The organism is Mycobacterium sp. NGS29 (assembly GCF_059812965.1).
In genome coordinates this window covers 211,901-236,957 of sequence record NZ_JCALDR010000007.1, presented here as the reverse complement: position 1 = coordinate 236,957, position 25,057 = coordinate 211,901, and the positions used below count along the sequence as shown (strand labels likewise).

General features: G+C 65.6%; 22 protein-coding genes and 4 pseudogenes. 9 read left to right on the top strand and 17 right to left on the bottom strand.

Annotated elements, in window-relative coordinates:
• Both AC5Y5Z_RS12955 and AC5Y5Z_RS12950 read right to left on the bottom strand, forming a co-directional pair.
• A partial coding sequence (locus AC5Y5Z_RS12955) for an alpha/beta fold hydrolase (protein ID WP_499925453.1) occupies nucleotides 1-306 on the bottom strand: 306 nt, incomplete at its 3' end.
• 45 nt (nucleotides 307-351) lie between these two features.
• Nucleotides 352-1,338 carry a YncE family protein gene (locus AC5Y5Z_RS12950; protein ID WP_499925451.1) on the bottom strand — a complete coding sequence of 329 codons (987 nt, stop codon included), beginning with the start codon at nucleotides 1,336-1,338 and terminating at the stop codon, nucleotides 352-354.
• A gap of 167 nt (nucleotides 1,339-1,505) precedes the next feature.
• On the opposite strand from AC5Y5Z_RS12950, the gene AC5Y5Z_RS12945 reads away from it, so the two are divergent.
• Complete coding sequence (locus AC5Y5Z_RS12945) at nucleotides 1,506-1,952, top strand: SRPBCC family protein (protein WP_499925449.1); 447 nt, start codon at nucleotides 1,506-1,508, stop codon at nucleotides 1,950-1,952.
• The gene (locus AC5Y5Z_RS12940) at nucleotides 1,936-2,475 is read left to right on the top strand and encodes a TetR/AcrR family transcriptional regulator (protein ID WP_463827769.1); all 540 of its coding nucleotides are present in this window, start codon (nucleotides 1,936-1,938) and stop codon (nucleotides 2,473-2,475) included. Before AC5Y5Z_RS12945 ends, AC5Y5Z_RS12940 begins: the two co-directional genes overlap by 17 nt.
• Here AC5Y5Z_RS12940 and AC5Y5Z_RS12935 read toward each other — a convergent pair.
• From AC5Y5Z_RS12935 to AC5Y5Z_RS12900, 8 genes and pseudogenes are all read right to left on the bottom strand, one after another.
• Nucleotides 2,459-4,042, bottom strand: a complete 1,584-nt coding sequence (locus AC5Y5Z_RS12935) for a flavin-containing monooxygenase (protein ID WP_473138999.1) — start codon at nucleotides 4,040-4,042, stop codon at nucleotides 2,459-2,461. The genes AC5Y5Z_RS12940 and AC5Y5Z_RS12935 overlap by 17 nt on opposite strands.
• A 147-nt stretch (nucleotides 4,043-4,189) precedes the next feature.
• Nucleotides 4,190-4,933: a TetR/AcrR family transcriptional regulator gene (locus AC5Y5Z_RS12930; protein ID WP_463827767.1), complete on the bottom strand. Its 744-nt coding sequence runs from the start codon at nucleotides 4,931-4,933 to the stop codon at nucleotides 4,190-4,192.
• A gap of 123 nt (nucleotides 4,934-5,056) precedes the next feature.
• Nucleotides 5,057-6,673 (bottom strand): annotated as a pseudogene (nrdE, locus tag AC5Y5Z_RS12925) (class 1b ribonucleoside-diphosphate reductase subunit alpha); the annotation flags it as partial.
• A gap of 24 nt (nucleotides 6,674-6,697) precedes the next feature.
• A pseudogene (locus AC5Y5Z_RS12920) lies at nucleotides 6,698-7,903 on the bottom strand (LAGLIDADG family homing endonuclease); the annotation flags it as partial.
• Nucleotides 7,892-8,452, bottom strand: a pseudogene (locus AC5Y5Z_RS12915) (ribonucleotide reductase N-terminal alpha domain-containing protein); the annotation flags it as partial. The pseudogenes AC5Y5Z_RS12920 and AC5Y5Z_RS12915, both read right to left, overlap by 12 nt.
• Entirely contained in the window at nucleotides 8,422-8,874 is a 453-nt protein-coding gene (nrdI, locus tag AC5Y5Z_RS12910; protein ID WP_463827766.1) for a class Ib ribonucleoside-diphosphate reductase assembly flavoprotein NrdI, read from the bottom strand. The gene nrdI and the pseudogene AC5Y5Z_RS12915, both read right to left, overlap by 31 nt.
• Before the next feature lie 35 nt (nucleotides 8,875-8,909).
• Nucleotides 8,910-9,149 (bottom strand): redoxin NrdH, encoded by a 240-nt coding sequence (locus tag AC5Y5Z_RS12905; RefSeq protein WP_463827765.1) that lies wholly within the window; start codon nucleotides 9,147-9,149, stop codon nucleotides 8,910-8,912.
• 477 nt (nucleotides 9,150-9,626) lie between these two features.
• Entirely contained in the window at nucleotides 9,627-10,184 is a 558-nt protein-coding gene (locus tag AC5Y5Z_RS12900) for an NAD(P)H-dependent oxidoreductase (protein ID WP_499925447.1), read from the bottom strand.
• A 91-nt stretch (nucleotides 10,185-10,275) separates the two neighbouring features.
• Here AC5Y5Z_RS12900 and AC5Y5Z_RS12895 point away from each other — a divergent pair, with 91 nt between their 5' ends.
• Both AC5Y5Z_RS12895 and AC5Y5Z_RS12890 read left to right on the top strand, forming a co-directional pair.
• Entirely contained in the window at nucleotides 10,276-10,890 is a 615-nt protein-coding gene (locus tag AC5Y5Z_RS12895) for a TetR/AcrR family transcriptional regulator (RefSeq protein WP_499925446.1), read from the top strand.
• A 10-nt stretch (nucleotides 10,891-10,900) separates the two neighbouring features.
• Nucleotides 10,901-11,941 (top strand): DNA polymerase IV, encoded by a 1,041-nt coding sequence (locus AC5Y5Z_RS12890; protein ID WP_499925444.1) that lies wholly within the window; start codon nucleotides 10,901-10,903, stop codon nucleotides 11,939-11,941.
• Here AC5Y5Z_RS12890 and AC5Y5Z_RS12885 read toward each other — a convergent pair.
• Nucleotides 11,938-12,810: an SDR family oxidoreductase gene (locus tag AC5Y5Z_RS12885; protein ID WP_463827761.1), complete on the bottom strand. Its 873-nt coding sequence runs from the start codon at nucleotides 12,808-12,810 to the stop codon at nucleotides 11,938-11,940. The two genes, AC5Y5Z_RS12890 and AC5Y5Z_RS12885, sit on opposite strands and share 4 nt — an antisense overlap.
• A gap of 29 nt (nucleotides 12,811-12,839) precedes the next feature.
• Complete coding sequence (locus tag AC5Y5Z_RS12880; protein WP_473139002.1) at nucleotides 12,840-13,487, bottom strand: TetR/AcrR family transcriptional regulator; 648 nt, start codon at nucleotides 13,485-13,487, stop codon at nucleotides 12,840-12,842.
• Nucleotides 13,488-13,607: 120 nt separating this feature from the next.
• Between AC5Y5Z_RS12880 and AC5Y5Z_RS12875 the strand changes: the two genes are divergently transcribed.
• Nucleotides 13,608-15,098 carry a cytochrome P450 gene (locus tag AC5Y5Z_RS12875; RefSeq protein ID WP_473139003.1) on the top strand — a complete coding sequence of 497 codons (1,491 nt, stop codon included), beginning with the start codon at nucleotides 13,608-13,610 and terminating at the stop codon, nucleotides 15,096-15,098.
• Nucleotide 15,099: 1 nt separating this feature from the next.
• Here the strand turns inward: AC5Y5Z_RS12875 and AC5Y5Z_RS12870 are convergent, their stop codons facing one another.
• Nucleotides 15,100-15,597 carry a homocitrate synthase gene (locus AC5Y5Z_RS12870; protein WP_499925442.1) on the bottom strand — a complete coding sequence of 166 codons (498 nt, stop codon included), beginning with the start codon at nucleotides 15,595-15,597 and terminating at the stop codon, nucleotides 15,100-15,102.
• A gap of 426 nt (nucleotides 15,598-16,023) precedes the next feature.
• Here AC5Y5Z_RS12870 and AC5Y5Z_RS12865 point away from each other — a divergent pair, with 426 nt between their 5' ends.
• Nucleotides 16,024-16,158, top strand: a complete 135-nt coding sequence (locus AC5Y5Z_RS12865; RefSeq protein WP_463827757.1) for a hypothetical protein — start codon at nucleotides 16,024-16,026, stop codon at nucleotides 16,156-16,158.
• A gap of 7 nt (nucleotides 16,159-16,165) precedes the next feature.
• Here the strand turns inward: AC5Y5Z_RS12865 and AC5Y5Z_RS12860 are convergent, their stop codons facing one another.
• A complete protein-coding gene (locus AC5Y5Z_RS12860) occupies nucleotides 16,166-17,356 on the bottom strand; it encodes a thiolase family protein (RefSeq protein ID WP_499925441.1) in 1,191 nt (396 codons plus the stop codon).
• A 52-nt stretch (nucleotides 17,357-17,408) separates the two neighbouring features.
• On the opposite strand from AC5Y5Z_RS12860, the gene AC5Y5Z_RS12855 reads away from it, so the two are divergent.
• A complete protein-coding gene (locus AC5Y5Z_RS12855) occupies nucleotides 17,409-17,762 on the top strand; it encodes a Zn-ribbon domain-containing OB-fold protein (protein ID WP_463827755.1) in 354 nt (117 codons plus the stop codon).
• 21 nt (nucleotides 17,763-17,783) lie between these two features.
• Here AC5Y5Z_RS12855 and AC5Y5Z_RS12850 read toward each other — a convergent pair whose 3' ends face one another.
• Both AC5Y5Z_RS12850 and AC5Y5Z_RS12845 read right to left on the bottom strand, forming a co-directional pair.
• Complete coding sequence (locus tag AC5Y5Z_RS12850) at nucleotides 17,784-19,949, bottom strand: acyl-CoA dehydrogenase family protein (RefSeq protein WP_473139007.1); 2,166 nt, start codon at nucleotides 19,947-19,949, stop codon at nucleotides 17,784-17,786.
• Nucleotides 19,950-20,046: 97 nt separating this feature from the next.
• Complete coding sequence (locus AC5Y5Z_RS12845) at nucleotides 20,047-20,805, bottom strand: SDR family NAD(P)-dependent oxidoreductase (RefSeq protein WP_463827753.1); 759 nt, start codon at nucleotides 20,803-20,805, stop codon at nucleotides 20,047-20,049.
• Nucleotides 20,806-20,917: 112 nt separating this feature from the next.
• Here AC5Y5Z_RS12845 and AC5Y5Z_RS12840 point away from each other — a divergent pair, with 112 nt between their 5' ends.
• Nucleotides 20,918-22,441 (top strand): ATP-dependent DNA ligase, encoded by a 1,524-nt coding sequence (locus tag AC5Y5Z_RS12840; protein ID WP_499925479.1) that lies wholly within the window; start codon nucleotides 20,918-20,920, stop codon nucleotides 22,439-22,441.
• 74 nt (nucleotides 22,442-22,515) lie between these two features.
• Nucleotides 22,516-24,719, top strand: a pseudogene (locus AC5Y5Z_RS12835) (carbon starvation CstA family protein); the annotation flags it as partial.
• Here the strand turns inward: AC5Y5Z_RS12835 and AC5Y5Z_RS12830 are convergent.
• On the bottom strand, nucleotides 24,705-25,055 hold the full coding sequence (locus AC5Y5Z_RS12830) for a cupin domain-containing protein (protein WP_499925482.1): 351 nt from the start codon (nucleotides 25,053-25,055) through the stop codon (nucleotides 24,705-24,707). The pseudogene AC5Y5Z_RS12835 and the gene AC5Y5Z_RS12830 overlap by 15 nt on opposite strands.
• Between the last annotated feature and the right edge of the window lie 2 nt (nucleotides 25,056-25,057).

Here is a 25,057-nt window from a genome sequence, read left to right as displayed (position 1 = left end):
ACGACGGGCCATTTCCAGCACCATTCGCGCACCCATGGAACTGCCGACGACGTCGATGTCCCCCAGCTCGTGCGCGGCGATGAAGGCCTGCACCGCATCGGTCAGCGACGCGATGGTCGTCTCCCCCGCCAGCGGTGGGCTGTCGCCGAATCCGGGCAGGTCCAACGCGATGACCTCGCGTTGCACCGACAGCTGCGGAAGCACGGATTCCCAGTTGCGCCAACTGGATCCGAGGCCGTGGACCAGCAGCAGCGGTTGCCCTGACCCGCGGCGCACGAAGTTCATCGTCGATCCGTCGATCGTCATGGTCGCCTCCCCTCGACCCGTCTGGCGTACCCCGCCCCGGGCCGTTCAACCCGAGTCGATGATCTGCATGACGCCACCGGACGCCCCGGCGACGAACAATCGGCCGGTGGCCGCGTCGACGGCCAGGCTGTACGGATTCTGCACAGTCGGAAATCGTTGCACCACAACGGGGTTCGTTGTGCTCATGTCGTAGCCGACGACTTCGTTGGTGCCCGACGACGCCACCCAGAGTCGGTCCCGCGACCAGTCGTAGGCGATCCCGTAGGGGCCGCCGGGTTGGTCGATGCCGGCCACCTGGCGCGGCGTCGGCAGCGGGGTGAATACCCGGATTGCGTTGCCGCGGGTATCGGTCGCGATCATGCGTCCATGCCGGTCGGCGACCAGGTGAGTCGGTCCGGCACCGGCCGGGGTGGATCCGGCGATGGTCAGCCGGTCGGCGTCGTAGACGGTGAGGTCGTTCTTGCGCACGTCCAGCACCCCGACCGCGGTGCCGACCGCGGCAGCGCCGGCCGGTTGGACGCTGTCGGTGAAGACTTTCACGATCTGCTCACCACGCAGGACCGCGATCGTCCCGCCCAGTTCGTTGGCGACGAAGACGGTCCCATTGGCCGCCGCGGTGGCATCGTGTGGTTCGGTCCCGGTGCGGATCGGCGCGTGCGCCGGCCCCAGCGGCAGGTCGACGCGGACCAACGCGTCGGCCGACTCGACCGGCACCAGCACCGGACCGCCCGCGGCCGCCAACTGGAGATGACGAACTCTGCCCGGCAACGGAATTCGGCCGGTGATCTCGCCGGAGTCCGCGTTGAGCAGCACCAGCTGGTTCGGATCGCTGGTGGCTACCGCGACGGTGCGCGTCGAAGCGTCCACCACGATGCCCTCGGCGGTGCGCCCCACCGGGATCGTGCGACCGATGGGCGTATCCGCGGCGACCGGGGGTGCGCGCAGCGGTTCGGCTGCGGTCGGCAGCTTTGCAGCCGGCGGCCGGCTGCCTTCGGTGGGGACCCCGGCCGGCAGGAGGCCGGTGGTGGTCATGCCCGTGGACGGCGGGGCGACGCTGCTGTGCCCGCAAGCCGCCACCATGAGCAAAGCCAAACCGGCGCAAAGCTTTCGGATCACCTGCGGGTAGTACCCGCTGCCGGGCGGACCAACACGGCCTGCCGGCCTGGGCACTACCCAGCAGAGCGTGTACCATTTGGTACATGTTTACCGAACACAGTGTCGAGATCGATGCGTCCCCGGAAATCGTCTGGGACGTGTTCAGCGACGTCGAACGCTGGCCCGACTGGACCGATTCGGTGACCTCCCTGGTCGGGCTGGACGGACCTGGCCTCGCGGTCGGCAGCCGGTTTGCGATCAAACAACCGCGGATGACCAAACTCGTCTGGCAGGTGACTGAAATCGATCCCGGCGTGTCCTGGACCTGGGAGCAACGCGCCCCCGGCGCGCTCGCCGCCGCTCGCCATGACGTCGTCCCCCGACCCGGCGGCGGCACCCTGGTGCGCCAGCAGATCGATCAGCGAGGTGTGTTCGGCGCCTTGGTCGGCCGCTTGATGGCCGATCTGACCAGGCGCTATCTCGATATGGAGGCCACCGGCCTCAAACGTCGGGCCGAGGAGCGCAGCCGCGCGCATGGCCCGCACGCCTGACCTGCACCGGCGCGGCGAGCTACTGGACGCGCTGGTCGAGGAATTCGCGGCACACGGAGTTGGTGACCGGTCCCTGCGCGACGTCGCCGCAGCCGTCGGCACCAGTCATCGAATGTTGCTGCACCACTTCGGTTCTCGGGAAAATATGCTGGTCTGCGTGGTCGAGGAGGTGGAACGGCGGCAAAAGGGCGTGCTGCCGGGTCTGCCGACAAGCAGTCCCGCCGCGGGTTTCGCGGCGATGTGGGCCGACGTTCGCCGGCCCGAGCTACGACGGCTGGAACGCTTGTTCTTCGAGTGCTACTCGCGTGCCGCCCAGGGCGAAAAGCCTTTCGCGCCAATGATTCCCGACGCGGTACACGGCTGGCTGACCGAGGTGGACCCGGCTGCCGAGCAGCCCGCCATGGCCCGTCTCGGTCTGGCCGTCATCCGCGGCTTGTTGCTGGATCTCGTCGCCACCGACGACGAAGACGGCGTCGACGCGGCCGCGCAGGCCTTCGGGGACCTGCTCAGCCGGCTGCCCTGAGGGCGCGGCGGGCGTCTTTGCCCCTGCCCTTGCCCGCGCCGCCCTTGCCCACGCCGAGGAACTGGTACTCCTCCGGTTTCACCGACCGGGTGGCCCGCCAATACTGCCAGGTGTAACCGCCCCACAACACGGTGTTCTTGCCGTGCTCATCCAGATACCAGCTGGCGCAACCTCCGGTGTTCCACACCGAGTGGGTCAGCTTCTCCTGCAGCTCGTCGTTGAACCGGTCCTGCGCTTCCCGAGTGGGGGCCAGCGCCTGGGCACCCTTCTTGTCGCAGGTGGCGATTGCATCGGCCACGTAGCGGATCTGCGACTCGATCATGAAGACCACCGAGTTGTGGCCCAGCCCGGTGTTGGGGCCCAGCAGGAAGAACAGGTTCGGCACGTCGGCGACGGTCACGCCGCGATGCGCGCCGATCCCCTCGCGGTTCCACCGGTCCACCAGATCCTCCCCATGCTGACCCTTGATGTCGACGTAGGTGTAGGAGTCGGTGACGTGAAAGCCGGTGGCGTACACAATCACGTCTACTTTTCGTTCCCGGCCGTCTTCGGTGACGATCCCGTCGGGAGTGATGCGCGCGATTCCCTCGGTGATCACTTCGGCGTTCGGGCTGGACAGCGCGGCGTAGTAGGTGGACGAATTCAGGATGCGCTTGCACCCGATGCGGTAGTTCGGGATCAGTTTGCGGCGCAGTTCGCGGTCGCGCACCGATCGGAAGACGTTCCATTTGCAGTACGCCTCAATGAATTTCAGCACATTGGGCCGCTTGGTCATCCCGATCGCCAGCGACTCCTGTCCCCAGTAGATGGCCAGGCGCACCAGCGCGCGCAGCCCCGGCACATTCTGCATCGCGGCGCGCAACGCCTTCGGAATTTCTGGGTTGGAGCGCGGCACCACCCACGGTGGGGTGCGCTGGTAGAGCTGAAGTTCGGCGACGTCCCCGACGATCTCGGGCACGATCTGGATCGCGCTGGCGCCGGTGCCGATGATCGCGACCCGCTTGCCGGTGATGTCGACGCTGTGATCCCACTCCGCGGAATGGAAAGAGGCGCCGATGAATTCGTCGCGGCCGTCGATGTTGGGGAAGGACGGGATGTGCAGCGCGCCGGCCCCCGACACCAGGAACTGCGCAACGTATTCCCGCCCGTCGGCGGTGAAGACATGCCAGCGGTACTCGTCGTCGTCCCAGTGGCCGCGGTCGACCAGCGCGTTGAACTCGATGTGGCGACGCAGTCCGTACTTCTCGGTGACGCCCTTGAGGTAGTCCAGGATCTCGGGCTGGAAGGAGAACGGGTTCTTCCAGTCCGGCTTGGGTTCGAAGGAGAACGAGTACAGGTGCGACGGGATGTCGCAGGCGCAGCCGGGGTAAGTGTTGTCCCGCCAGGTGCCACCGATGTCGTCGGCCTTCTCCAGGATCACGAAATCCACGCCTTGCTTTTGCAGCGCGATCGCCATGCCCAGCCCGGAGAAGCCGGTGCCGATGATGACGACACGGGTGTGCACGGGCGGCTTGTCGGACTTGGGTTTGCCGGATTCGTCTACTGCCGGGGTCACGACGTCGGTCATGGTTATTGATCTTTCCTGTTGTGGTCTGCCCGAAACCAGCCGGATCGACTCGGTCAACGGCGAACCGCAGATACCCAGTACCCGGGGTATCGGGTATTTCGAGTCTTGTCGATTGCTACCGCGATGTCAACGTCGGCGCGAGCCGGCTCACGGAAGGGCCGCGGGCAGTGCCGCGTGTATTGGCTGGTCGGGGTCCATCGCGATGCCCATGGTTTCGGCGGTGCCCACGATGATGCCCATCATGATGGTGGTCAATTGCGCGACGAACTGCTCGCGCGTCATCGACCGCGGGCTGTCCGGCTCGGGACCCAGCCACCATTCGGTGGCCGACGCCGCGCAACCGAACGCGGAGAACGCGGCGAGTTCCATCGCCGCCTTATTGAGTTCCATGTCCCGCAGTTCGTCGTTGAACATCTCGGCGATGGTCAGCGTGATCTCGCGGCCTTCGTTGAGGGTGCGCACCGTCGCCTTCGATTGCGCGCTGGAACCGCCTTGGATGAACACCCGCATCACGTTGGGGTGCTGGTCGAGCAGGCTGACGAACTCCTCGACGGCGCGGTGGATGACCTGTCGCGCCGAGTCGGTGGCCAGGTTGATGGACGGGAAGATCGCCGCCCAGAGCATGTCGCGCAGGCGCTCACCGATGGCCAGGAAGAGGTCGGACTTGTCGGCGAAATGCCGGTAGATCTTCGGCTTGGCGGTGCCGGCCTCCTCGGCGATCTCCCGCACGCTGAGCTCGGGGCCCAGGCGGTCGATGGCGCGGAAGGCCGCCTCGACGATTTCGCTGCGCACCTTCTTGCGGTGTTCGCGCCAACGCTCGCTGCGCGCGTCGACTTTCACCGCCGGCTTCGGGCCGGGGTGCGGCAACGATGGTCGAGGCACTCTCACCACGTCCAGCACTTTACCGCGTGGCCTCGGTTGACCTGGGCAGACTCGACGTTCCCGCCGCCGAGCGTGCACCGGGCGACGGGACACACCGGCATTACGTCGTGAACCGCACGCTCCGCGCCGGCGTCACAACATGCAACTGACGCAACCCTCCACCTCAGTGCCTTCCAGCGCCATCTGCCGCAGCCGGATGTAATACAGCGTCTTGATGCCTTTACGCCAGGCGTAGATCTGCGCCTTGTTCACATCACGCGTGGTGGCGGTGTCCTTGAAGAACAGCGTCAGCGACAATCCCTGGTCCACGTGCTGGGTGGCCGCGGCGTAGGTGTCGATGATCTTCTCGTAGCCGATCTCATACGCGTCCTGGTAATACTCCAAGTTGTCGTTGGTCATGTACGGCGCCGGGTAGTAGACGCGGCCGATCTTGCCTTCCTTGCGGATCTCCACCCGCGACACGATCGGGTGGATCGACGACGTCGAGTGGTTGATGTAGGAGATCGAGCCGGTGGGCGGGACGGCCTGCAGGTTCTGGTTGTAGATGCCGTGCTGCTGCACCGACTCCTTGAGCCGTTTCCAGTCGTCCTGGTTGGGAATGCGGATGCCGGCGTCGGCGAAGAGCTGGCGCACCTTCTCGGTCTGCGGCTCCCACACCTGCTCGGTGTACTTGTCGAAGAACTCGCCCGAGGCGTACTTGGACTTCTCGAATCCCTTGAAGTGCGTTCCACGTTCGATCGCAATCCGGTTCGAGGCCCGTAGCGCGTGGTAGAGCACCGAATAGAAGTAGATGTTGGTGAAGTCGATGCCTTCTTCGGAGCCGTAGTAGATGCCCTCCCGCGCCAGGTACCCGTGCAGGTTCATCTGCCCCAGCCCGATCGCGTGCGAGTCGTTGTTGCCCTGCTCGATGGACGGCACCGAGGTGATATGGGTCTGGTCGCTCACCGCGGTCAACGCCCGGATCGACACCTCGATGGTTTGGGCGAAGTCCGGCGAGTCCATCGTCTTGGCGATGTTCAACGAACCTAGGTTGCACGAAATGTCCTTGCCCACATGGGCATACGACAGATCTTCGTTGAACAGCGACGGCGTGGAGACCTGCAGGATCTCCGAGCACAGGTTCGAGTGCGTGATCTTGCCCTCGATGGGGTTGGCGCGATTCACGGTGTCCTCGAACATGATGTACGGGTAGCCGGACTCAAACTGCAATTCGGCCAGCGTCTGGAAGAACTCGCGCGCCTTGATCTTGGTCTTGCGGATGCGGGCGTCGTCGACCATCTCGTAGTACTTCTCGGTCACCGAGATGTCGGCGAACGCCTGCCCGTAGACCCGTTCGACGTCATACGGCGAGAACAGGTACATGTCCTCGTTTTTCTTGGCCAGCTCGAAGGTGATGTCGGGGATCACCACGCCCAGGCTGAGCGTCTTGATCCGGATCTTCTCGTCGGCGTTCTCCCGCTTGGTGTCCAGGAAGCGGTAGATGTCGGGGTGGTGCGCGTTGAGGTACACCGCGCCGGCACCCTGACGCGCACCCAACTGGTTCGCGTAGGAGAAGGAGTCCTCCAGCAGCTTCATGATCGGGATGACACCCGAGGACTGGTTCTCGATGTTCTTGATCGGAGCGCCGTGTTCGCGAATGTTGGTCAGCAACAACGCGACTCCGCCGCCACGCTTGGACAACTGCAGCGCGGAGTTGATGGAGCGCCCAATGGACTCCATGTTGTCTTCGATGCGAAGAAGGAAGCAGTTGTGCACGACGGTGCCGCGGATCGTGTAGGTGTGCGTGTCCTCGACATGCAGGTTGTAGACCTTCGCGGGAACGTCCTTGGTCTGCCGTACATGGCGGATTCCGTACACGTGCCGCCCGAGCACAACCTGATAAGTCGTGCGGGACGTCCCTTTCTGGCCGACATAGTTATACAGATTCTTGCCGACGTCGAAGATGAAGTCCTCGTTGGTGCCGGGCAGTCCGGGCACAAACACCTGACCGGTCACATTGCCCGACTGGTTGACGTACTGGCGGACCCTGGACATGATCCCGTTTCGGCGCAGCAGCAGCTGCACCTGATCGACCAGATTCGGATTGACCAGGTCGAGCACCATGCCGCCCTGGGTGCTGCACCCGTCACCGCGGAACAACCCAGCCAGCAATCCACGTTGAAACTCTTCGTCTGCCGTTAAAACGTCGTGGGACAACTGCTTCAGGTGATATCCCGTGCCAACCAGCGAAAGGAACAGCGCCGCAATCACTTTGCTATTGCAGATCATCCGCACCGACTGATCCGACAAGCTCTGATGGACGGCAAGATCCGTGGCGAACACCCGCTTGAAAGCCACCGCGAGCTGTTGCTGGTATTCGAGCTCGTGCGTGCCGATGGTGAAGTGGATGCCATTGGGAAGCCGTCCTGCGGGACCCGATCGCTTGGAGATGTGGCCTTCGGCGACATACCAACCGAGCAGCAGGCCAAGTTCGTAGGACTCTTCAACGTAGCGATTCACCGAAACGAATCGCATGTGATGACGTTGCTTGTTGCGATGCTTCTTATCGGTGTTGACCTTGCGGATCAGACCGTCGACTTCTTCGTATTCGCCCTCGCCGACGTACTCCATCAAGTCATAGGTCCGTCGCGGCCGTCCCTCCAGCGGAGCTGCCGTCACGATGAAATCGGTGGGATGAATGTCTTTGGCGGCCAACCAGACAAATCCGTTGAACGGGTCCGCACCGTCGCCGTCAATGAGTGTCTGCACATCGCGCGAAGTCCACACCAGAATCGGATGCTCCGGCGTGCACATGATTGGTTCTTTATGCCCGAAGTGTGAGATCGAGATCAACGCCTGGTCATTCGGATTCTCGATAAGAGACTCGACGACGGAGAAGGACCCGTCGTGGGACAGCACCCGATCGCCTGCCCGCAGCATCTCGATGGCGCGTGGACCGTCGGGCGTATCCACTGGTGTTCCGGCGGGAAAGCACGACACCGGCTCTCCGCGTTGCTTTTTCCCTGAATTCAGGAACGTCGGTGTGGCCGGTTGGAACCGTCCGTCGATGATCTCGTCGACCAGCTTCTCGGCCAGCGCGGTGTCACCCGCGGCCAGGGTCAGCGACACCATCACCACGCGGTCCTCGAAACGCTCCAGGTAGCGCTTCCCGTCGAAGGTCTTCAGCGTGTAGGACGTGTAGTACTTGAATGCACCCAGGAACGTCGGGAAGCGGAACTTCTTAGCGTAGGCGCGGTCCAGCAGTGTCTTGACGAAGTTGCGCGAATACTGGTCGAGAACCTCACGCTCGTAATAGTTCTCGCGAATCAGGTAGTCAAGTTTCTCGTCCTGGTTATGGAAGAAAACGGTGTTCTGGTTGACGTGCTCCAGAAAGTACTGGCGCGCCGCCAGGATGTCCTTATCGAACTGAATCTTGCCGTCGGCGTCGTACAGATTCAACATCGCGTTGAGCGCGTGGTAATCCGTTTCGTTGATCTGCGACGCGTGCGGGCCGGCGGTTACAGGCTCTGCAGTGACGGTTGGTGGCACGTCTGTTCCTTCCAGAATTGAGCCAGGCCCGCGCGGACGGCGTCGACGTCGTCCTGGGTGCCCATGAGTTCGAAGCGGTACAGGTACGGAACGCCACACTTGCGGGACACCACATTGCCGGCGTAGGCGAATTCCATACCGAAGTTGTTGTTGCCCGCGGCGATGACGCCGCGGATCAGGGAGCGGTTGTGCTCGTTGTTCAGAAACGCAATGACCTGCTTGGGGACGTAGCCGCCGTCGTTGATGTCCGGCGTGGCCCGGCCCCCGCCGTAGGTCGGCAGCACCAGCACATACGGGTCGTCGACCTCTATGCGTCCATGCAGCGGGATTCGCGTGGCGGGAACACCCAGCTTCTGCACGAAGCGGTGGGTGTTCTCCGACACGGAGGAGAAATACACCAGGTTGCGCCCCGCGACATCCATGAGAACCGCAACCCTTCCTACTCGACGGTCTATCGCTACGCGCTCATGGCCGATTCGGCGAGCGCCTTGATGCGGTCGGGCCGGAAACCGGACCAGTGCGTGTTGTCCGCCACGACGACGGGCGCCTGCAGGTAGCCCAGCGCCATCACGTAGTCGCGGGCCTCGGTGTCCAGGCTGATGTCGACCTTCTCGTAGGCGATGCCTTGCTTGTCCAGCGCCTTATAGGTGGCGACGCACTGCACGCATGCCGGCTTGCTGTAAACGGTGATGCTCATGGGCGTACCGCTCCTTTGCGGAAGTGGGAAGTAATCGGGACTGGCAACGACGTTGGTGGCACTTCGGCACTATGTATAGCGCCCCGGTAGGCCCCCAGATTCCCGTGTTGCGAACTCCGGGTCGAATGACCCGCGGACGCCGATTCCGGGAAGTTCAACGTGCCCTCACTCGCTGGTCGGGACCCGCTGAACCTGGGATCTGCCGGTCCTCGGAACACTACACCTAGGGGGTCACTCGACGAAGAGATACAAGATGTTCGAAACAACATTCTTGAAATTCGCAGGTCGTAAGCCTGAGTCGGGCGTGTCGTCGGCGTGTCGCAAATCACAACTTCTGCGGCCGGTGTAGAGAGCTGGCACATGCACAGAGGTATATCAGTGGCCACCGACAACTAGGGGCCGCCAGCTCCGCAGCCACTGCGTCAGCAAAGCCGCCGACGCAGCCCGCCGACGGCTTTGACTAGAGCGTTTGTCGAATCAGCTGACTTCGGCAGCGAGCTTGCCCACCACGTCGGAGACGCCGGCCGACAGCTCCGCGTTCGCGGCCGGCGGGTTGCCGCCCAGGGTTTTGAAGGGCACCGAGAGTTTGATCGTCTCCACGACGCGCGCCCCGGCGATACCGAACGACTTGCGGGTCTCGTCGTGTGCCCACACCCCGCCGTACTGGCCCAGCGACCCGCCGATCACCGCCAGCGGCTTGCCCTTCAATGCACCGTTGCCGAACGGCCGGGACAACCAGTCGATCGCGTTCTTCAGGACCGCGGGAATGGAACCGTTGTATTCCGGGGTCACCACCAGCGCAGCATCGGCCTCGCCGGCGGCGGCGCGCAGCGCAGCGACCGCCGGGTGTTCCTCGCCCGCCGCGCCCATCACGGGGTCGATGTCCTCGTTGTAGAACGGCACGTCGGCCAACCCGTCGAACACGGTGACGGTGACGCCCGCGGGGGCCACCTGCGCGGCCAACGTTGCGATCTGGCGGTTGATTGATTCCGCGCGCAAGCTGCCGACCAGGGTCAAGATCTTGATCTCTGCCACTTCGTCGTCTCCTTCGCTGACTGGTCTACATCCTTGCACGAGATAAACGGACTTTAGTCCGATTTATTCCCGACGCGCTAGCATTGCAACGGTGACCGGTATCGAGGTGCTGGGCGATGTGCCGGAGGCAGCCCTCCAACAGCCGCAGCAGGAGCGCAGCGACGCCGCACGCAACCGCGCGCTGCTGCTCGCGGCGGCGCGCCAACTGGTCCGGGAACGGGGTGCCGACGCGGTCACCATGGACGACGTTGCCGCTGCGGCCGGCGTCGGGAAGGGCACGGTGTTCCGGCGCTTCGGCAACCGGGCCGGCCTGATGATGGTGCTGCTCGACGAGGACGAGAAGGCCAGCCAGCAGGCTTTCCTGTTCGGACCTCCGCCGCTGGGACCCGATGCGCCGCCGTTGGAACGGCTGATCGCCTTCGGCCGGGAACGGATCTGCTTCGTCCACACCCATCACGAGTTGCTGTCGGCCGCCAACCGCGACCCCCACACCCGCCGGGTGGGTGCGGCGGCGGTGCAGCGCCGGCACGTCCAGGTATTGCTGGAGGCAGCACACACCAGCGGTGACCTCAACGCTCAGACCGACGCCCTACTGGCCCTGCTCGCCGTCGATTACGTCGAACATCAGCTCACCGCCGGCGGCCACACCGAGCAGACCTTGGGTGACGCATGGGCGAGTCTGGCCGCCAAGCTGTGCGGGCGGTGACCGGTCGAGGATGCCTGCGCGTTGGGTCCTGCATGTAGACCTCGACCAGTTCCTGGCCTCGGTCGAGTTGCGTCGTCACCCCGGGCTGGTGGGGCTGCCGGTGATCGTCGGCGGCAGTGGCGACCCGACCGAACCACGCAAGGTGGTCACCTGCGCCTCCTATGAGGCGCGCGAATTCGGCGTGCACGCGGGCATGCCGCTGCGCGCCGCGGCCCGGCGCTGCCCGGACGCCACCTTTCTCCCGTCGGATCCCGCCGCATACGACGAGGCGTCCGATCAGGTGATGGGTTTGCTGCGGGATCTGGGACATCCCGTGGAGGTATGGGGCTGGGACGAGGCCTACGTGGGTCTGAACCCGGCTTGCGACCCCGATGCGGTGGCCGCGCAGATTCGCGGCGTCATCCTGGCCGAGACCGGGTTGTCGTGCTCGGTCGGCATCAGCGACAACAAGCAACGCGCCAAAATCGCCACCGGCTTCGCCAAGCCGGCCGGGATTTTCACGGTGGTCGACGACAATTGGATGACGTTGATGGCCGACCGTCCCGTCGACGCGCTCTGGGGGGTTGGCCCAAAGACTGCGAAAAAGCTTGCCGCCCTCGGGATTACGTCGGTACGGCAGCTGGCTCACAGCGACGGTGAGTTGCTGGCGTCGACCTTCGGGCCGCGCACCGGTCTGGGGCTGCTGCTGCTGGCCAAGGGCGGCGGCGATACCGAGGTCAGCGCAGAACCCTGGGTGCCGCGCTCACGCAGTCATGTGGTCACTTTCCCGCAGGACCTCACCGAGCGGTCCGAAATGGACTCGGCGATAACGGAATTGGCCCGGCAAACGCTCCACGACGTGGTCGCCGAGTCGCGCGTCGTGACACGTGTCGCGGTCACGGTGCGTACCTCGACGTTCTACACCCGCACCAAGATCCGCAAGCTCGATCAGCCCGGCACGGACGCCGACGCGATCATCGCGGCCGCGCTGCGCGTCCTGGACCTGTTCGAACTGGACCGCCCGGTCCGACTGCTCGGGGTGCGTCTGGAACTCGACATGCCGCCGGACTAAAGACCCCGGGTCGGCGGGCCCGGCCGCAGCGCGCGGGTGAAGATGCCGTTGACCTGGCGCATCGCCACGCTGTAGGGCCACCACGCGAGCCGTTTGAACGCATACAGCGCCCGGATGTCCGGCGAGGTGTAGATCAGGTAGCGGTTCTTAGCCACGCCGGCCAGGATTTTCTCGGCGGCCCGCTCCGGGGACACGGCGTGCCCACTGAACCGGTCGACCCAGCGCGCGACCTGCGGGTCGTCGCGATCCACGCCGGCGATCTCAACCGTGTTGACCAGCGGCGTCTGTACAGCACCGGGCACCACGACGTTCACCCCGATGCGATGCTTGGCCAGGTCGAATCGCAGCACTTCGGACAATCCGCGCAGCCCGTACTTACTGGCGCTGTAGGCCGCGTGCCACGGCAGTGCGACGATCCCGGCCGCCGATGACACGTTCACCACGTGCCCGCCCCGACCGGCCGCGACCATCTGTGGAACGAACGACTCGATGACGTGGATCGGCCCCATCAGATTGATCGCGATCAGCTTGCTCCACTGGTCGTGCGTGAGCCGGTCCACGGTCCCCCACGCCGAGATTCCGGCGATGTTGAACACCGCGTCCATGCTGCCGTGCGTGGTGTGGATGTCGACGGAGAAGGCGGCCACCTGGTCATAGTCGGAAATGTCCAGCACCCGGTACGCCGGGACCTGTGCCCCGAGGGCCCGGGCATCGGCGACCGTGCGGGCCAGGCCGTCCGCGTCGCGATCGGTCAGGAACAGCTCTGCGCCGTGCGCGGCCAGCCGTAGTGCGCAGGCGCGTCCGATCCCGCTGGCCGCACCCGTGACAAAACACCGTTTTCCCGCGAAATAATCTCCGGAATCGCCCATGGACGTGACCCTACCGGCGGTCCTGGCGACTACCGCGCTGGTCCGCCCCACAGCGCGTTGAGCCACAACTGCTCGAGCACCCGGACACGTCGCTCAACGTCATTGTCGTGCCCGGCCAGGATCGGGTCTCCGGTCAGTACCAGCGCGGTGGTCCCTGCCAGGGTGCGGATCAGCGTCGGAAGGTCGTCGCTGATGGGCTGCGCAGTCCCGGCTTTCACCTCCGCGTCGACGACGGCGACGATCTGACGAAGCACCATCTCGAACTGCTTGTCGAGAATTTCGCGGATCTCGACGTCGTTCTGGCGCGCCGCATTACATGCAGTCATCACCGGGTCGTTGTTCGCGTAAACCACTGCGGCGCTGCCGACCATCCGGGTGGCGAACTGCTCCGGGGACTCGCCGGGCTGGCGCGGCGCGAAATACTGGGTGAGCTCCTCGAGTTCTTCGGCGGCCTCGGCCAGGATCTGCGCCAGCACCGAATATTTGGAATCGAAATAGAAGTAGAAACCCGAGCGGGCCACGCCCGCCCGCAGGCTGATGGTGCTGACCGAGAGTTCGGAGAACGGCCTCTCCTGGAGCAGGTCGCGGACCGCCTGCATGATCGCCACCCGGTGCTTGTCGCCGCGCCGGCGCAGGACGGGGCCGGCGTCGTCCTGACCGGCTGCGTTGCTATTCACTGTCGATCACCACTCGACCATTGCATCATGCCGCCCCGAAGAAAAACTTGACAGGCGTCAACTTCATCCCGAAATATAGACGACAGTGACGGCCGCCACAGCCGGTAAAGGAGCATGTCAATGGTGACAAGCAGAGCCACCATCAGCACCCCCGCGTACTTGCTTGATCAAGCTCAGCGACGGTTGACGCCGTCGTTCAACAATTTCCCCGGCATGGGCCTCATCGAACGCAAGCTGCGAGATGTCCAGTTTCCGGAGACACAGCTCGCCGATCCCCCACCGGGCAGCGGGCTGCAACCCGTGGTCGGTGACCGAGGACTGCCGATCCTGGGGCACATGATCGAGATGCTGCGTGGCGGTCCGGACTACCTGATGTTCCTCTACGAGAACAAGGGCCCGGTGGTGTTCGCCGACTCACCGGTGATGCCGTTCGTCGTGGCGCTGGGCCCCGACGCCGCGCAGGCCATCTACTCCAACCGCAACAAGGACTTCTCGCAGCAGGGTTGGACGCCGGTGATCGGTCCGTTCTTCCGTCGCGGTCTGATGCTCCTCGATTTCGAAGAGCACATGTTTCATCGCCGGATCATGCAGGAGGCGTTCATCCGCTCCCGGCTGGTCGGTTACGTCGAGCACATCGATCAGGTCGTGTCGCAGGTTGTCTCCCACGACTGGGTCACCGACGACTCGCGCTTCCTGCTCTACCCGGCGATGAAGGAGCTCACCCTTGACATCGCCTCCATGGTGTTCATGGGCCACGAACCCGGCACCGACCACGAACTCGTCACGAAGGTGAATAAGGCGTTCACCACGACCACCCGCGCCGGAAACGCCGTGATCCGAACCGCGGTGCCACCGTTCACCTGGTGGCGGGGCATCAAGGCCCGCGAGCTGCTGGAGAACTACTTCGCCGACCGGGTCAAAGAGCAGCGCGGCAAAGAAGGCAACGACCTGCTAAGCGTGCTGTGTCAGACCGAGGACGAAGAGGGCAACCGCTTCTCCGACGACGACATCATCAACCACATGATCTTCCTGATGATGGCCGCCCACGATACGTCCACCTCGACGGCCACCACGATGATCTACTACCTGGCCAAACATCCGGAATGGCAACAGCGCTGCCGCGACGAGTCCGACCGGCTCGGTGACGGACCGCTGGATATCGAGTCGCTGGAGAAACTGGAGTCGCTCGACCTGGTGCTTAACGAGTCGATCCGCTTGGTGACGCCCGTGCAATGGGCGATGCGCCAGACCGTACGCGACACCGACCTGTTGGGTTACTACCTGCCCAAGGGCACCAACGTCACCGCGTTCCCCGGAATGAATCACCGCCTGCCCGAATTCTGGACTGACCCAATGAAATTCGACCCCGAGCGGTTCACCGAGCCACGCAACGAGCACAAGAGACACCGGTATGCGTTCACTCCGTTCGGCGGTGGCGCCCACAAGTGCATCGGGATGGTGTTCGGCCAGCTCGAGGTCAAGACGATCCTGCACCGGCTGCTGCGCCGTTACCGCCTGGAACTTCCCCACCCCGGCTACCAGCCGCGCTGGGACTACGGCGGCATGCCCGTCCCGATGGACGGAATGCATATCGTTCTGCGCCCGCTGTGAATCAGCCCGCCAGCCGGTTGGCGCACGCGATCACCGCCCGCAGCGCCGACTGAATCGGGTCCGGCGCCCAGCCCATCGCCCACTCCGCGCGGGCACCATTGGTGCCGTAGACGAAGGTGACCGTGTCGCCGCCCGCGCTGATTTGGTGAAAGTTCAACGTTTCCACCATGATTCCGCGCGCGTGCAGCATCGCCGTGAGCGCTGCGACGGGTCCGCTCGCCGACGCTTCGGAGGTGCTGATGCGGTCGCCGACTGCGATCACCGCGCGGAAGTTGCGGGCCTGCGGACCCAACCGGGTGGTCCGGCGCTGCGGGTCGGTGCATGCCCACTGCCCGAGGCGCAGGGGCCCGGCCGTCGGACCGTAGGTGGCCGCGAAGTCCGCCCAGGACGTAGCGGTGGCCTGTTCGCGCAGGCCGCGCGGTAGGGAGACACCGAAGTGGTCCTCGAACCAGGCGTCAGCCCATTTGTCGGGCAGATCGATGGAAGTGGAAAGCGTCATGATGCCGGTCTTCTCTGGCTCGAAGGAGCGACCGACGGTAGTAGCGTCCGACCCACAGCGGGGGGTCGGTCTGGATCAGACCCCGCTGCGGGTGCTGGCTACTACGGCACACTCGAGAAGATGCACGATCGGTGACATTAGACCGCCACGACCGTCAGACGCAAGTTTTTTCGCCCACCGTGCCGCCGTTATCGCGCTGTGCGAGACCTGCCCAAGGACGTGGGATCCGACTGGTGATATTGGATATTCGACTGCCAGATAACTAGCGAATGTAGTTGCCGGACGGAGAAACCCGGAAAAGAAATTCAGCTATTGGCACACGCCAGGGAGGCAATATTTCCAAAGTGCCAATGCTTTTCGACACCGTCGCTAACATCAAACGCGTTCGTCGAAGAACCAATATGCGGACAAGGAAAGGTCAGGAAGATGAGGACCAGGAAAAAGGTCGCGACCGCGATTGCAGCCGTGCTTTTCGCAGCCTATGCGCTGTTGGCAACCGGCTGCAACAAAGTGACGCCGAGTGTCCCGATCGACCCGGAGATCACCGCGGTTCCGCAATAGCCGAGCCTCAGCAGGTCAGCAACATGCATCCCGCGACGGGACCGCCGCCGACCGACACCACCCCGACTTCGGGACGCTGCGCTACCTGACGCTCCCCGGCCTCGCCGCGCAGCTGTAGACATGCTTCGTGCAACGCCCAATAGCCGTGCATGCGCCCGGCGGAGAGCTGGCCCCCGTAAGTGTTCAGCGGCAGTTGGCCGTCGCGGGCGATGCGGGCGCCGCCCTCGACGAATGGACCGGCCTCGCCGTCGCCGCACACTCCGATGGCTTCCAGCCAGGCCAGCGTCAGGTAGGTGAATCCGTCATACAGCTGTGCGACCTGGATGTCGTCGGGCGTCAGTTCGGTGCGCGACCACATCTGGGCGGTCGCATCCGACATCGCCATCTTGGGATAGTCGGCACGGTGGAACCAGCCGCCCGCCCCGTCGGAACCGCCGATCGCCGCCACGCGCACGGCGCGGTGCGGACAGTCGTCGGCGTACTCCGCGTGCGAAACCACCACCGCGATCGAACCGTCAATGGGCACATCGCAATCCAGTAGTCCGAACGGTGTGGACACCAGGCGCGCACCCAGGTAGTCGGCCATCGTCATCGGAGCGCGATACACCGCCCGAGGATTCAGCGCCGCGTTGCGACGGCCGTTGAGAGCGACCCAGCCCAGCTGCTCCTTGGTGGTTCCGTACAGCTCCATGTGCCTACGACAATTCAGCGCCAGCCAGTTTGCCGCCGAATAGGCATGCGCCGCAATGAGATCGTTGATGTCGTCCATCGCACCGACCGCGGGGGCGTCCGCACCTTCGGGTATCTCGAACATGCGTGCCAGCGGCGGAGCCGGCGCATCCTTGTCCTGCTGCAACACGGTGCCGCCCAGCATCTGGATGGTCCGGTAGATCACCACATGGCGGGCACGTCGTTCAGCGACCGCACGGCACGCCGACATCACCGGACTCAGCAGGCCGCCGGTACCGAACCCGCTACCGCAGTCCCCCGCCTCGATCTGCAGTTCGGCGTTGACCTCGGCGGCAGGCGTGTCACCCAGCGTGGCGATGCCGTCGATGTCGGTGGGCCGCAATCCGGCGTCGCCGATGGCGGCGCGCACCGCCTCCAAGGTCAATTCCCGTCCCGCAATGCCGGTGCGACGCCCGATTCGGGAAATACCGATGCCGGACAGGATCGCGTCTTTTTCGAAGTACTCCATCGGCACCGTCCGTCGCGCGCATCTGAGAAGGGATCCGGTAGAGCGTACTGTATTGCCCGTGACAACCGAGCCAACCACCTCCCCGCTGCTCGTCGAACACTGCGACGACTGCGCGCGCTGGGTGCATCCCGCGACCGGTAGCTGCCGGGATTGCGGAGCCGAGCTGACGGCGAAACCGGTCTCCGGACGAGGGACGGTGTTCACCTACACGGTCAACCATCACCCGTACAACCCGGAGATCCCGACGCCGTACGTCATCGCCCTGATCGAGCTCAGTGAGCAGCCCGGACTGCGTGTCGCCGCCAATATTGTCGACTGCGAACCAGATTCGGTGATCTGCGGAATGGCCGTGCAGGTCCAGCCGGCGAAGAGTTCCGGCGGCGCACCGCTGTTCGCCCCGGCCTGACCGGTATCCGCGCGGTGCGCCTCAGTTGATCAGCGGGTCACGGGGCATACCGAGGATTCGCTCGGCGATCTGGTTGCGGGTCACCTCTGAGGTGCCGCCGGCAATCGCCATGCCGCGGGCCCCCATCACCATCCGGCCCGCCAGCGCGCCGGCGCCGTCCAGCAGCACCGTCTCGGGTCCGGCCAGCGCCGTCGAGATGGCCGCGCCCTCGATCATGTGATCGGCCAGCTTGAGCTTGGTGACATTGCCTTCCGGCCCCGGGCCCGCGCCTTCCACGCTGCGCGCCGCGCGGCGCAGGTTCAGCAACCGCAGCGCATTCTCCTCAGCGAGGTAGCGGCCTACCCGAATAACGATGCCCGCCAACTCATTTGAGCGTTGTTGAGCCAGTTTGACCAGCTCGGGTGCCAGCGCCTCGTAGAACGAACCGCTGCCGCCGATGCTGACCCGTTCGTTGCCCAGCGTGGCCCGCGCGACCGTCCAACCCGAATTGGGTGCCCCCACCACGTCCTCGTCCGGCACGAACAGGTCATTGAAGAACACCTCGTTGAAGTCCGAACCCCCGGTGATCTGCCGCAGCGGGCGCACTTCCACCTCGGGGGCGTTCATGTCGACGATCACCGCGGTGATTCCGGCGTGCTTGGGCGCCTCCGGGTCGGTGCGCACGGTGGCCAGGCCGCGCGCGCAATAGTGCGCCCCACTCGTCCACACCTTCTGGCCGTTGATCTTCCAGCCACCGTCAACGCGGGTGGCCCGGGTCTTGACGGCCGCCGCGTCCGAACCGGCGTCGGGTTCGGAGAACAACTGGCACCAGATCTCGTCCTTGCGCAGCGCCTTCTCCACGAATCTTTCGATCTGCCAGTCGGTTCCATGCTGAATCAACGTCAGGATGACCCAGCCGGTGATTCCGTAGTCGGGACGCTTGATCCCCGCCTCGCGGAATTCCTCTTCGATGACCAACTGCGCCACCGCATCCGCGGCCCGGCCCCATGGCTTGGGCCAGTGCGGCATCACGTAACCCGTCGCGATCAGTTTGTCGCGCTGCGCTTTCTTGTCCAGCGCGGCGAGTTCGGCTGCGTCGGCGCGGATCTGGGTGCGCAGCTCCTCAGCCTCCGGCGGCAGATCGAGGCTGTTGTCCCGGGCGACACCGGCGGCCGTCAGATCGAAGACATCCTGCGCCGGCGCGTCCCCACCCAGGACCGCCGAGGACACCAGTGCGCGGCGTAGGTGCAGATGCGCGTCGTGCTCCCAGGTGAAGCCGATCCCACCGTGCACCTGGATGTTGAGTTCGGAGTTACGGGCGTAGGCGGGGAAGGCCAGCGCAGCAGCGACCGCGGCGACGAGCCGGAACTGCTGTTCGTCCTCACCCGCCGCCCGCGCGGCGTCCCACACCGCGGCCAGCGCCGACTCGGCAGCCACCAGCATGTTCGCGCAGTGGTGCTTCACGGCTTGGAAAGTCGCGATGGTACGGCCGAACTGCTTGCGCACCTTGGCGTATTCGACCGCGGACTCCACGCAGTCGGTCGCTCCGCCGACGGCCTCCGCGGCCAGCAACGTCCGGGCGCGGGCCAGAGCCGCCGCGCTGGCGCCCGGCAGGATGTCGTCGGCACTCACCTTGACGTTGTCCAGCCGAACCCGCCCGGAGCGCCGGGTCGGATCCAGGTTCTCGGGTACCTGCACCGACACCCCGTCGCGGTCGCGTTCCAGCACCAGCACGTCGTCACCGGCCGTGATCAGCAGCAGTTCGGCCAGCCCGGCACCCAGCACCACACCCGCCGCGCCGTCGGCAACGCCGTCGGAGACCTGCACGGCGCCACCGAACCCGACACCGGCGGTGACGGTGCCGTCGAGCAGTCCGGGTAACAGTCGCGACTGCTGCTCGTCGCTGCCGTCGTGGGCGATCACCGCCGAGGCGATCACGGTCGGCACAAACGGTCCGGGCGCCACCGCACGGCCGAGTTCCTCGACCACGACCACCAACTCGGGCAGGCCGTAGCCGGAGCCGCCCTGCTCCTCGTCGATGTGCAGACCGAGCCAACCCAGTTCGACGATGCCCTGCCAGAACCCGGGCCGTGCCTCCTCCGGCGAGTCCAGCAGTGACCGCGCGGCGGCCCGCGCCTTCTGCGACGTCAGGAACGCGCGGGCTACCTCGGCGAGTTCGCGATGGTCGTCGGTCAGTGCGATACCCATGCGGGCCCTCCTCGCGGCACTGCAGGACCCGCACCGTCGCGGGCTCCTGGATCAGTTACAGAGACTACTCACCGCCGGTGACGCGACCGGTGGGTCATTACTTGGGCGCGAACCGCTGTCCGGCGTCCAGGCGCAGGCATTGCCCGTTGAGCATCGGGTTGTCCACGATGGCCGCAACCAGTTTCGCGTACTCCTCGGGCCGGCCCAAGCGCTTGGGGAAGGCCGCGTCCTTGGTCAGGGCAGTGGCGAACTCGTCCGGAATGCCCTTGGTGAGGCCGGTGGCGAACAGGCTCGGGGCGATGGCCAGCACCCGGATGCCGAGCGATCCCAGGTCACGCGCCATGGTCAGGCACATGCCCGCGATGCCCGCCTTGGCGGCGGTGTAGGCGACCTGCCCGATCTGACCCTCGAAGGCCGCGATGGACGCGGTGTTGATGATGACGCCGCGCTCGTCGTCCTCGGGCTCGTTCTTGCTCATGTGCGCGGCGGCCAACCGGCTGATGTTGAAGGTGCCGATCAGGTTGAGATCGATGACGGACTGGAAAGACTCGAGGTCGTGCGGGCCGGTCTTGGTCATGGTGCGCTTGGCGATACCGCCGCCGGCGGTGGTGACGGTGACGTGCAGCCCACCGAGGTCGTCGACGGCGGCCTGCAAGGTCTGCTCGGTGCCGGCGAAGTCGGTGACGTCGACGGGGTAGAACTTGCCGCCGATCGCCTCGGCGACCTCCTTGCCGTCCGAGTTCTCCCGGTCGAACACGGCCACCTGCGCGCCGCGTTCATGCAGCAGTTCGGCGCTGGCACGTCCCATCCCCGAAGCACCGCCGATGACGACGACCTTCTTCCCGCTGATCTCCATCCGGACCTCCGTTTGTTGGGTTGTCATATTCCCGTGAATTTGTAACGTTACCGAGGCACGCTAGCCGGTCTGTCCGGCGGGGTTGTCGGTGAGTCGTGTCAAGCTCAGCACTGTGCTCCTTCTCGAGTTGGCCAGCACGTCGATTGACGTCGGCGGCACATCCTCGCGGCTGACCAAGGTCGCCCACATCGCCGACCTGTTGCGGCGTGCCGCTCCGGACGCCGAGCTGGTCGCAACCGTCGTGTCGTGGCTTTCCGGGGTGCTGCGGCAACGGCAGATCGGCGTGGGCTGGGCCGCGCTCCGGTCGCCGCCGCCGGCGGCGTCGGACCCGGTGCTGACGGTCGGTCAGGTCGACGCCGTCTTCACCGAGATCGGTGGCATTTCCGGTAAGGGCTCCCAGGCGCGCCGCGCGGCACTGCTGAACGGCCTGTTCACCGCGGCGACCGACACCGAGCAGACTTTTCTGCTGCGGCTGCTCGGCGGCGAGCTTCGCCAGGGCGCACTGGCCGGCATCATGGCCGACGCGGTGGCCAAAGCGGCCGGCCTGCCCCCTGCCGCGGTCCAGCGTGCGGCGATGCTGGGCGGGGATCTGCCGGCGGTCGCCGCCGCGGCGCTCAGTGGCGGGTCGTTGGACGCGTTCACGCTGCGGGTGGGCCGCCCGGTCGGCCCGATGCTGGCCCAAACCGCGGCGAGCATCCCCGAAGCACTCGAAAAGCACGGCGGCACAACGCTATTCGAGGCCAAGCTGGACGGCGCCCGGGTTCAGATCCATCGCGCCGGCGAGCAGGTCACCGTCTATACCCGCAGCCTGGACGACGTCACCGCCCGGCTACCGGAGGTGGTGGAGGCCACCCTGGCGTTACCGGTGCACGAATTGATCGCCGACGGCGAGGCGATCGCGCTGCGGCCGGACAACCGTCCGCACCGGTTCCAGGTCACCGCATCGCGGTTCGGCCGCTCGGTGGACGTCGCCGCCGCCCGCGCCAAGCAGCCGCTGTCGGTGTTCTTCTTCGACATCCTGCACCGAGACGGCACTGACCTGCTGGACGCGCCGACCAGCGAAAGGCTGGCGTCGCTGGACGGGTTGGTGCCGGCGTCCCAGCGCGTCGACCGCCTGCACACCTCCGACCCTGCGGCGGCGGCGGCGTTCCTGGAGGCGACGCTGGCCGCCGGTCACGAGGGGGTGATGGCCAAGGCCCCGGACGCGCCGTATCAGGCGGGCCGACGGGGCGCGGGTTGGGTGAAGGTCAAACCGGTGCACACCCTCGACCTGGTGGTGCTGGCCGTGGAATGGGGTTCGGGGCGGCGCCGCGGCAAGCTGTCCAACATCCACCTCGGTGCCCGCGATCCCGACACCGGCGGATTCGTCATGGTCGGCAAGACGTTCAAGGGCATGACCGACGCCATGCTGGACTGGCAGACCGCGCGGTTCAGCGAACTCGCCACCGGCGGCACCGACGGGTACGTCGTGCACGTGCGGCCCGAGCAGGTCGTCGAGATCGCGCTGGACGGCGTACAGGGCTCGTCGCGGTATCCGGGCGGAGTCGCACTGCGGTTCGCGCGGGTGGTGCGCTACCGCGACGACAAGCGTCCAGCGGAAGCCGACACTATCGACGCCGTGCGCGCGATGTACTGACCCGCCAAGAGCGGGTTCGCCCTTGTAGGGTTCTGGCCGTGGCCGACCAGCAGATCAGCTACATCAACACCGAGCCCGACCTGCCGCCCGTCGCGATCCTCGACCAGTCTCCGATCACGCTGCGCCACAAGGTGTTCTTCGGCCTCATCGCCGTCGTCGGCGCCATCGCCTGGACCGTCATCGCGATCGTCCGGGCCGAGCGGGTGAACGCGGTGTGGGTGGTGGTCGCGGCGGTCTGCACCTACCTCATCGCCTACCGGTTCTATGCGCGGTTGATCGAAAGCAAGATCGTCCGTCCCCGCGACGATCACGCCACCCCGGCCGAGGTCTTCGACGACGGCAGCGACTATGTGCCGACCGACCGGCGCGTGGTGTTCGGTCACCACTTCGCGGCGATCGCCGGCGCCGGCCCGCTCGTCGGCCCGGTGCTGGCCGCCCAGATGGGCTATCTGCCCAGCACCATCTGGATCGTCGTCGGTGCGGTGCTGGCCGGGTGCGTCCAGGACTACCTGGTGCTGTGGATCTCCACCCGACGCCGGGGCCGCTCGCTGGGCCAGATGGTCCGCGATGAATTGGGGGCGACCGCAGGTGCCGCCGCGTTGATCGGCATCCCGATCATCATCACGATCCTGATCGCGGTGCTGGCCCTGGTGGTGGTGCGGGCGCTGGCTAAGAGCCCGTGGGGCGTCTTCTCCATCGCCATGACCATCCCCATCGCCCTGTTCATGGGCTGTTACCTGCGCTTCCTGCGGCCCGGGCGGGTCGCGGAGGTATCCGGGGTCGGCGCGGGGCTGCTGCTGTTCGCGGTGGTCTCCGGCAACTGGGTCGCCAACACCGCGTGGGGTGTCAGGTGGTGCACCCTGTCGCCGGTCACGTTGTGCTGGTTGCTCATCGGCTACGGCTTCGCAGCGTCGGTGCTGCCGGTGTGGTTGCTGCTGGCTCCGCGCGACTACTTGTCGACGTTCATGAAGATCGGCACCATCACGCTGCTCGCGGCCGGCATCTGCATCGCCCACCCGACGATCGCGGCACCAGCGGTCTCCCGCTTCGCCACCCAGACCAACGGTCCGGCGTTCGCCGGCTCCCTGTTCCCGTTCCTGTTCGTCACCGTCGCCTGTGGCGCGCTGTCCGGATTCCACGCCCTCATCTCCTCAGGCACCACGCCCAAGATGTTGGAGAAGGAAGGCCAGATGCGGTTGATCGGCTATGGCGGCATGATGACCGAGTCGTTTGTGGCGGTGATGGCGCTGCTCACCGCCGCGATCTTGGACCAGCACCTGTACTTCACCCTCAACGCGCCGTCGGCCCAGACCCATGACACCGCCGCCGGCGCCGCGCACTACGTCAACGGTCTCGGTCTGCCGGGCGGCCCGGCGACCGCCGCCCAGCTCGACCAGGCCGCCCGTAGCGTCGGGGAACAATACATCGTGTCGCGCACCGGCGGTGCGCCGACACTGGCCTTCGGCATGTCCGAGATGCTGCAGCGGGTCTTCGGCGGCACCGGTCTCAAGGCGTTCTGGTACCACTTCGCGATCATGTTCGAGGCGCTGTTCATCTTGACCACCGTCGATGCCGGCACCCGCGTCGCCCGGTTCATGATCTCCGATGCGCTCGGCAACATCGGTGGCCCACTGCGCGCGCTGCGCAATCCGAGCTGGCGGCCCGGCGGGTGGCTGTGCAGTGTGGTGGTCGTCGCCGCGTGGGGCGGCATCCTGCTGCTCGGCGTGACCGATCCACTCGGCGGGATCAACACCCTTTTCCCACTCTTCGGCATCGCCAACCAGCTGCTCGCAGCGATTGCGCTCACGCTCATCACCGTCATCGTCATCAAGGCGGGCAGAGTCAAGTGGGCGTGGATACCGGGCATACCGTTGCTGTGGGACTTAGCCGTGACCTTGAGCGCGTCATGGCAGAAGATCTTCTCCGGGGACCCCGCCGTCGGGTACTGGACGCAGCACGCCCAGTACACAGCCGCCAAGAAGGCCGGGAAGACCGCGTTCGGGTCGGCGACCGACGTCCATCAACTCGACGCCGTCGTCCGCAACACCTTGATCCAATGCACCCTGTCGGCCATCTTCGCGATGGTCGTCGTGGTGGTATTCGCTGCCGGAATCATCATGGCAGTCAAGGTGATTCGCGGTTCCGGGCGGCCTTCGAGCGAGGACGATCCGGTGTCGTCCAAGCGATTCGCGCCAGCGGGTCTGATTCCCACCGCCGCCGAGCGGGATGTGCAAAGTCAGTGGGATGCCCTGCCCCGCAACGGCTAGGCGTGCCAGCTGGTCAGGTCTCGCATCGGAATTCCGTTACCGACGCAGTAATTGGCATAACGCTCGAGGGAAGTCTGGTGGTTTTCCTGCCAGAGGATCTTGTCGCCATCGAGGAAGAGCAGTTCGCCGATCATGTAGAAGAACACCTCGGTGTCCTCGAAGCTTTCGGGCGTGTGCGACGAGCCCGCGACTTCATAGAGGGTGTCACCCGCGCGAGATACCCAGTCGCTTTCCCGATAGCGCCAAGCTCCGCTAATGGTGTGCGCTACAACAATTCCGGTGCGGTAGTGGGTTCCCCATTCCACGCCGGGCGGGAACTTCATCGAGACGATGACCTCGGCACGCACCG